Genomic DNA, 4608 nt, shown 5'->3' on the forward strand with positions numbered 1-4608 from the left:
GACAATTTATTCAGTTGATCTTTCATGATTTCTTTCCCTTTTGAAGTGTAAATAGTTATAAAAAAGAAACAACTATCTGTAAATGAATGTTCCTGAACGTACTTCCGTGAGCATAACCGTTACTAACCATATACAAAAAAGAGGAGGCCAAAGCCTCCCCTTTTAAACTGAAAATCCATATGGTTTATGCCAAATCGTTAAATCAATAGCTAGTCTTTAAATACTAATTGCTTAAGCACCCTGGCATTATCTTCTGCCAGCAACACGTAGATACCAGCTTTCAACTGACTTACATCCATAGAAGCAGTTGTTCCTGATGTAGTTTGAACAGCCAGCACCTCCTTACCGGCGGAGTTAAGCAGCCTTACATTTATTACACCCTCAAACCCTTGCAGATCAACACTTAACCTGTCTTTTAACGGGTTAGGATAAGCCTTTATCTGATGATCGGATACAGAAGACATTTCAGGAGTATTTGAGGCTTCCATGAAAGCTCCAGCACTTGTAATGTTTACAGTATAGTCTTCCACCTCACCATAATCAAAAGAACCGCATGAAGAAGGTGCAGCATTATATCGCATAATAACTCTCATTCGCGTAGCTCCGGAAAGTGCAGATGAAGGAACCGTGAAATTCCCGCTTACGGAGGTGCTGGTTGATGCAGCAGCAGAATAAACCTGCTCTCCAGAATCTGTAAAGTCACCATCTTTATTATAGTCTATCCAAACTGCGTAAGCCTCCGAATAAACGGTGCCAGACCATTCAGGGTTGATTGTAATAGTGTATGAAGATCCTTTTGCCAGGTCAGTACTAACAGAGGTAAAGTCGGCATAACCTGAGTTACTTCCGGAGTTGTTATCAATTGTACCCACTCTCACTCTTTGAATCCACTCATCGGCCACTGAATTGCCCTGGGCCGCACAATAGGTAACACTTGTAACACCTTCTTTAAGGCTTATTTTATCCACAGACATATCACCTGTGTAATTAGAACCAGTGGTGCCGTTGAATCTCAACTTAATAGTTCCGCTATATGCAGAAAGATCAACTGCAGCCCCTGTCCAACTGTTGCCCTGATCACCAGATTTTGTCCAGACCGTACTCCATGACGAACCATTGTTAGTACTTACCTGAAGGTTTAATACCCCCATAGCTGCACCATACATGTGGTAACTAAACTCTAAAGTTGGATTGCTTAATGCTGTAATATCAAAACATGGGCTGATCAGGTTGGCAACCTTGCCTGGGTAATTTGGAGATGAAGACTCTACAAACATGTAGTAAGAGCCATCTGTTGCTGAGGTTGGACCGGTATTGGACGAAGGGGTACTTCCGGACTGACGCGTCCAGTCAATATCATCACCACTGTCCTGAGCCCAGCTACCTAAGCCACCCTCAAAGCTTTCATTATAAGGGAATGAAGAAACGGCTGTACATGAAGATGTTCCGCCAGAGGCAACACTTATCTTATCCACTGACATATCACCGGTGTAGTTAGATCCCGTGGTTCCGTTAAACCTCAACTTGATCGTGCCACTGTAGGCAGAAAGGTCAACCGTAGCATCAGCCCAGGCATTGCCCTGATCACCTGATTTTGTCCATGCTGTAGTCCATGTTGCACCATTGTCTGTGCTTACCTGTACATTGAGCGTACCCATTGCGGCACCATACATGTGGTAGGCAAACTTAAGTTCAGGGTTACTGAGGGAAGACAGGTTAAAGCAAGGGCTTACCAGGTTTGAAACTTTGCCCGGGTAGTTTGGCGAAGATGACTCTACAAACATGTAGTAAGAACCATCTGTTGCTGAAGTTGGCCCTGTACTTGAAGAAGGCGTGCTCCCTGACTGACGGGTCCAGTCAATATCATCACCGCTATCTTGAGTCCAGCTACCTAAGCCACTCTCAAAGCTTTCGGCATAAGGGAATGAGCTAACGGTTGTGGTGCATGTAGGTGCCGGTGTAGTGGAACTGAACACATCCGTTGTGAATACACCTCTACCATGAGTTGCCACTACCACAAGTTTATCGGCAGCCCTGTACTGTAGCATGTCACACCTTACATTGGCAAGGCCTGCATTGGAAACATCCCAAACCGGAGAAGTTACATTAATGTCATCAACAGACCATACCCCAAGCTCGGTAGCCAAAAGCACCTGATTGGTGTTAGAAGGGTTATAAAGTGCCCATCTGATCGGCATATCAGGAAGGTTTCCTTCTTTATTGGCCCATGATGATCCTGCATTCCTGCTTTCCCATACAGAAGTAACACCATAGCTGGAGAAGGTTACCAACAACTGACTATCACTGCTACCTATCTCAATACATGACACATAACCATTAGGGAATGATGCTCCACGGATGTTTGTAACTGTAGGAGAGCTTGTATGGGCATTGTCAATGCGGTAAACATCACCTTTTTCAGTAGCTACAAATATTCTGTTAGCTGTGAACGGAGACACTTTAACTGCTGAAATTTTACCTGAATTGATACTTACATTCACCACGGCTTTACTGGCCGATCCGGTAATATTGTCTATACGTACCAATTCGTTGGCATTACCTGCGGCATATAACTTATTGGCACTGTCATCATAATCTGTTGGGTTGATAAATCGACCACGACCCTGGTCACTGATAAAGTTGGAAAAGCTTGATCCCCCATTGGTAGACCTGTAGTACACATTATAGACATAGGACGTAATCTGATAGTTGGAGTTATCCTGATCTATATGGCAGAATGCACCGTCACCACCGGAAACCTCTGTCGTAGAGTTGATGCCTGCAGAGGTGAATTTATGAGAACCATTATCCTGGGCACCTGCAAGAAAATAATTTGAGTTGGCAGTATTTGACGCAGCAACAGCATAAAACTGAGTGACATTATAACCATTATTTCTAACAGAAAACGAAGGACTGGATGAGCTACCTACGTTTGATGAGTATGCTACTCCACCATCGTTACCAAAAATAGCCTGATCGGCAAAACCTGGCCTGAAGGCAATAGCATGCTGGTCAGCATGCAGGTAAGATGCACACGATCCTGTCCAGTAAGAGACTGAACTCCACGAACTGCCGCCATTGGTTGATTTGTGAATATCAATCCCTCCTACCAACACTATATTGGAATTCGTTGGATGCACGGCCAGGATCAGGTCATACCATGCCTGTCCACGGGTAAAGTCCTGACCACTGTTTGAGCAGCTTTGGGAAAGGTAGTTAGGGATAGCAACATTGCTCCAGGAACTTCCACCATCCGTAGACTTTCTGAACCAGGCAATATTTGATCCTGAAGAAGCCACGGCATAGATCACATTTCCATTAGAAGGCGCTGAAGCCAGCTCTATTCGTTCTCCTCCGCTGGCAGGTGTAACTGTGCTGAAGCTTACACCATCATTCGTGGACTTGTAAACAACACCAGCATCGAATATGCCTTTACTTACAAAAATACTTCCGTTACTGGTAATTTCTATGTCGGCCATTTTACCTGAAATGACCTGGCTCCATGATGATCCTCCATTGGTAGAGCGATAAAGTCCCGCATGAGTTGCTGCCAGCACAGTACCGGAGCTCGTCACAGCTACTTTTTGTACATAGTAAAAATTACTGTTGTTGGTACTTGAAAGCTGGTTCCAGGTAGACCCGCCATCGCTGGTTTTCCAGAGACCTGCTCCCCTTACAGCATCAGCATTGTAAAAGCCTTCACCGGTACCAACATAAAAGTTTTGAGTATTTGAAGGATCATAGGCTATCGTGCTAATGGCCAGGTTGGCCCAGAAGTTATCAACAGCTACCCACTGGGTAGAGCTGCTGGTGATATCATTGTTATACCAAAGACCACCGGCAACACCACCTGCCCAAACTTTCCGGGCATTGGCATCATTAGGGTCAAACATCAATGCCCTTGTGCGACCTCCAACATTGTTTGGTCCACGCTCAGTCCAGTTTACATTGTCAATAGCTTTTTGAGTTGCTTTACTCTTGATCAGGTTCTTCACTTCTTTAAAAGCAGCAACTTTCCTTTCAGAAGGCACAAAACCTAATGAGGGGTCTTTTGTCATCTCAAACTCATGCAAAAGAGCCAGGTCAGGCCTGTCGTACTTGGGGGTGTTTTTCAGTTCTTCCGGTGAGAGCCCGGAAATCTTTTCATAATAAGAAATTTGGTCATTTTTTTGCCTCCCCGAATAATAAATGCTTACAAAAGCAGTCAGAATAAGGCACAAAGAGATTGACAGAGCTTTCCAATGCAAAGCCCTGCTAATTGGGTGGTCTTTCATTTTTTTAATTTGGTTTAGATTGATGTGGATTCTGATTTTCCCTCAAAATCCAATTGACAAATGTATAAAAAAAATGAAAACACCATATATTATTTTTCAATAATCACGATATACAGTCTTTTCAAACGATTGACATAAAGGTTGGGCAGATTAACAGCATTATGCACTAGTCAGTCTCGAGATCCTCATAGTACCCTTTCAACTTCAACGCCCGCGCTTTAACGATCTCCATTTTCTCACCTGCTGCTACTGGATGCCACATGGTGCCTTGCAACTGACTTAGGTAGTGGGAGTCTATGAGCCTATACTCCTTATCTCTATAAACAATCCACTC

Annotated in this window: 1 protein-coding gene; it reads right to left on the reverse strand. The window is 43.9% G+C overall.

What is annotated here, in order from left to right:
• Window positions 1–209: 209 nt before the first annotated feature.
• On the reverse strand, window positions 210–4274 hold the full coding sequence (locus tag E1163_RS20715; RefSeq protein ID WP_155174375.1) for a GEVED domain-containing protein: 4065 nt from the start codon (window positions 4272–4274) through the stop codon (window positions 210–212).
• Between the last annotated feature and the right edge of the window lie 334 nt (window positions 4275–4608).

Source organism: Fulvivirga kasyanovii (assembly GCF_009711405.1).
Taxonomy (GTDB): domain Bacteria; phylum Bacteroidota; class Bacteroidia; order Cytophagales; family Cyclobacteriaceae; genus Fulvivirga; species Fulvivirga kasyanovii.

Bases quoted from the DNA above. Each gene is read 5' to 3' on its own strand.
- E1163_RS20715 (WP_155174375.1), bottom strand. From the start codon at position 4,274: ATGAAAGACCACCCAATTAGCAGGGCTTTGCATTGGAAAGCTCTGTCA.